A 2,968-nucleotide genomic window follows, 5' to 3' on the forward strand; every position below is an offset into this window, starting at 1 on the left:
ATCGATGACCACTACCCCGACCTCTACGAACTCGGTATCTTTGACTGGTGGTGGGTGGGCAAGGACAAGAGGGGACAGTTCTCGAAGACAGAGCGGCGAAAGCAGCGTGACCTCGAAGACGACCTCAACTACTCGTTGAGCAAGGTTCTCAAGCGACTCAATCGATTTAATTTCGAGTACGTTAACAGAGACATTCTCGGTCACGTCTACGAAGATTACCTCCCCAAGCAGGAGCGTAAGGAACTCGGGGAGTACTACACGCCGCTTGAAGTCGTACAGTTTATGCTCGACTCAGTAGATTACAGTTCGAATGAGGGTATTGGGCGAAAGAAGGTTCTCGACCCTGCTTGTGGTAGTGGGACGTTTCTCACTGAAGTTACCGAGCGTCTCATCCAGCACTTCTTACAGAAGTTCAACAAGACCAGCGTCCATGAGTTAGATGCAGAGGAGGCCCGTACGATTCTCGAACGAATTGAAGAGAACGTCTACGGAATCGACATCAATCCCTTCGCGGCACACATCTCGCAAATCAACCTCCTGTTTCGGACTATCGACCTATACGACAAAGTTACCGAGAAAGACCCGTACTACACAATGGACGGGTTTGAGATTCATGTTGCCGACACTCTCACCCCGACCCTTCGAGAACAAAAGAATGGAAACTCAGACGAAGATACGATGCAGTCTGGTCTGGAACAATTTGCCGACTACAACGGTCGAGCAAAAGCCTTCATCGAGGACCGCAACGCCGTAGACCAAATCAAAGATGAGGTCGAGTTCGATGTCGTAGTAGCGAACCCTCCCTATGTTCGTATTCAGAATATTACTGGGATGAAGGATACCTATTCAACTCATTACGCCAGTGCAGTAAAAAACTTTGACATATACGTTCCGTTCATCGAGCGTGGAGCCGAATGGCTAACTGATGACGGAAAACTGGCGTACATCTGTCCCGACCGACTCGTAATGGCAGACTATGCCAAGACAATTCGAGACAAACTGGTTCAAGAGCCGATTACCAGCCTAATTGATTTTAAGGAGGCAGATGTCTTCGATGTTCCCACCCCTTACCCTTGTGTCTTCACGATTGACCGAGAGGAAACTGTAGAAGGTAATACGGTTCGATGTGCGCGATTCGCTGAAAAGAACGATGGGGCCTTAGACGAGATTAGATACCTCAACCAATGGGAAACACCTGATGAGGCCGAGGGTTACGAACTATTCGAGTATCCGCAGGCTCAGTTAGCCGAAGACAATGAGGGAACACCAGCCATCTGGAAGCCGATGCCGGAGAACGAGCGAGAGGTCTTCGACAAGGTGGAACGTCGATGTGAATCACGACTCAAACAGGTAACGGATGCAGTTTTTCAGGGAATCATTACCGGACGTGACAAACTTTTCGTCGGAAAAATAGTCGAAGAAAATGACGATGGAACTGTGCAATTTAATCCACCAGAGAGCGACAAGCAGTTCCCTGTAGAAAAGGACCTCGTGCGTCGACTGTTGAAGGGTAAAGAGATAGAAAGGTGGAAGACTGATTGGAGTGGCCGTTGGGTGATTTTCCCATATGAGGTTTCACACGGTAATGCAAGAGTTCTAACTAAAAGTGAATTAGAGACTGAATACCCAAAAACTTGGGAGTTCTTCCAAGCACACGAGAGCAATCTGAAAAGTCGAGAAGGTGGGAAGTGGAAAGACAAAGAAAACTGGTGGGCGTTCAGTCGTAAGCAGAACATCGAAAAGTTTGAGCGGGACAAAATGATGGTCGGCGTCCTGCGACAAGAACCCTCTTTCGTTCCGGATACAGAGGGTCGTTATTACTTCGTGGGGGGTGGTACTGCTGGAGGCTACGGTATTCATCTTAAAGATGAAGTTGCGCATACAGACCAGGACGTTTTCTATTTCGGAGGACAGATGAACTCGAAATTGATAGAATTCTATCATAAACACATCAGTTTCATTTTCAATGACAAGCACTACTCCTACGGTCAAACCTTTCTTGAACCTCTCCCGGTTGAGATAGACTGCGACAAGAAGGATGAAATTGCACGACTTGCCAGAGAGATACGAGATACCTTGGAACGAGTTACTGAATTAGAATACAAGACATCTAACATTACTAATTATACGACAGATTATGATTTAGATTCAACTATTCTTGACATTGCCGACTCTATCGACCTTTCGGATGATGACTATCGACAAGACCCGATTCGGACCAACGACAAGATGACGGTGAGTTCCGAGAAAGTCTATCAGGTCGTTCTGAAGCAAGGACACGCTCTGGAGTTCACCGACGAGCAGGTTCGGGATTTCGTATTTAATTTCTTGAAGTCGCAAGACAAGCGTCTCGGTCGCCCTGAACTGATTAATATGGAAGTTCCCACCCAAGAGGATGTAGTGACTCTAATGAATGAGTATGAATCCGATGAGGCTCGCATTGAAGAACTGGAACAGGAAGCCGAACAACTACAAGACGAACTGGACGACGTAATTCTACGAGAAGTATACGACCTCAACGAGAGCGATGTGTCAGTGGTAGACGGGTTCTTGGAAGTCTGGTAGTTGTATCCCTCTGCGCTCATAGCCGAATCATATACCACGACAAGTCTCACGCCGTGCCGTCCAGTCCGTGTTTGAGAGCAACCTCGTGGACGACGACGTGTTCAGCGTGCGCGTCGAGCGCGGCGGCGACGCCGTCTACCTCCCGGTGGGTAATCTGTTCGTGGAGGAGCCGCGCGTCGTCGAAGCGGGACACGCGGTGGCGCGGAAGTAGCGTCGGTCGCTCTACCGTCGGGGCGGTTAAATACTACCAGAATTATATAATACCTGTTCTTCTGACTATTGTATGTTTGCGAGTTCGTAAAAACTGAGCAGGTCCCTTGCTCAGTGGACCGCCGTGAACAGACTATTCGTAAGGGGGGATTTAGGGGGGTTTCCAACACGGAGAGATTCTAACTCTGTGGGC

General features: G+C 48.6%; 2 protein-coding genes. Both read left to right on the forward strand.

Annotation, left to right across the window (positions count from 1 at the left end; all coding sequences use genetic code 11):
* Nucleotides 1–2,565: Eco57I restriction-modification methylase domain-containing protein (locus EXE45_RS16250; RefSeq protein ID WP_137694936.1), on the forward strand; the 2,565-nt coding region annotated here is incomplete at its 5' end.
* 67 nt (nt 2,566–2,632) lie between these two features.
* Nucleotides 2,633–2,776, forward strand: coding sequence for a hypothetical protein (locus EXE45_RS19730; RefSeq protein ID WP_158293469.1), 144 nt, complete (start codon nt 2,633–2,635; stop codon nt 2,774–2,776).
* Nucleotides 2,777–2,968 lie beyond the last annotated feature (192 nt).

Origin of the sequence: Halorubrum sp. SP9 (assembly GCF_005435015.1) — an archaeon.
In the GTDB taxonomy this organism is placed as follows: domain Archaea; phylum Halobacteriota; class Halobacteria; order Halobacteriales; family Haloferacaceae; genus Halorubrum; species Halorubrum sodomense.